General features: G+C 37.7%; 1 protein-coding gene. It reads right to left on the bottom strand.

Annotated features, from left to right (window positions below):
* The coding region (locus VSA01S_RS19750; protein ID WP_147052804.1) for a hypothetical protein at positions 1-534 on the bottom strand (534 nt) is incomplete at its 3' end.
* Between the last annotated feature and the right edge of the window lie 622 nt (positions 535-1156).

Raw genomic sequence — 1156 nt, 5'->3', positions numbered from 1 at the left:
AACATCCTCTAACTTTTGCTTATCTGAATCAATCTCTAGCCTTGCTGATTCTAAGGATTCATTCATTTCTTGAGCCGAATGAAGTTGAGCCAACACCTTAGCCATATCATTGTGTACTTTCTCAATTTCATCATTTAGTTCTTTTTTTTTCTGCTCCCAGCTCTCTAACTCTTTATCGCGTAACTTAATCTGGTGTTCCTGTGTAGATTCAAGTTTATTCCTAGCATCTTTAACATCATGATTCTTACGTGATTCACCAAGAGTATTAAGAACTAACCAATCTAAACCCAGTTGTAAGGCAGGTATAAGGAGTATGTAACCAAGAGATACAATTGCAGGTAGAAACAGCCCATACCACCAACCAACTTGTAGACTTTTAGCTAGTTCAACCTTATTGGGTAAGGTTTCAAATGTGAATTGAAGTACAACTGAGTGATTGACCACTAACCAAGAGAAGATGAAAGTAGCTATCAAAGGTGTTTTTAGTCGTTCAACAACTGTATCACTAATCGTTTTAACTACTGCTTTATGCACACTACTTTCCTAATCCAAACCAACAAGAAAGCATACAGTAGCATACCAAATACCAAAATTCGCACACATAAACGCTATAATGATTTCATCGAGTTTAGTCAAACAACCTGAACGTCTCCCTCCTCTTTAACCCTCAGCTAAACAACAGCTAAATAGTATAGTGGCAGGCTGAATTTGGTCACTTAGATAGAGGTATAATCTGACTTTACTTCCGTATTTTTGGAATTACTAAATGTAGGTCAAATTATACTTCAGTGAACTGAGTTGCTAATCGGTCGTAGCTCATAATGGGGCAAAAGTTGCCCGGTAACACGATTATGGTAACGCAAGGTGCCAACTGTGAAAGTATTGGACAGAAGGAGGCGCTCAGATAAGCACCTCGGATATAGCTTCAGTTTTTACAATAAGTCAGAAAATGAAGCCTTTAAACATCAGGACATGAATTCAATGTTGGAATTATGTTCAATTTTTTCATAACCTCCAAAAGCCAGTTGTAGAGCAAGTTAGTTTGAGCTATACCAGTTACCAAAAATTGGCTTAGAGAAGTAGGCTAAAACCGCAATCAAAGACACTTCTATCGAAACAGACCAGCAAACATGCCCTATCACTTCACTCCAAAGTT

It is taken from the genome of Vibrio sagamiensis NBRC 104589 (assembly GCF_007990935.1).
Classification (GTDB): domain Bacteria; phylum Pseudomonadota; class Gammaproteobacteria; order Enterobacterales; family Vibrionaceae; genus Vibrio; species Vibrio sagamiensis.
Note: the sequence above shows the minus strand (reverse complement) of the source record. Positions and strands in the feature narration are given on the sequence as shown.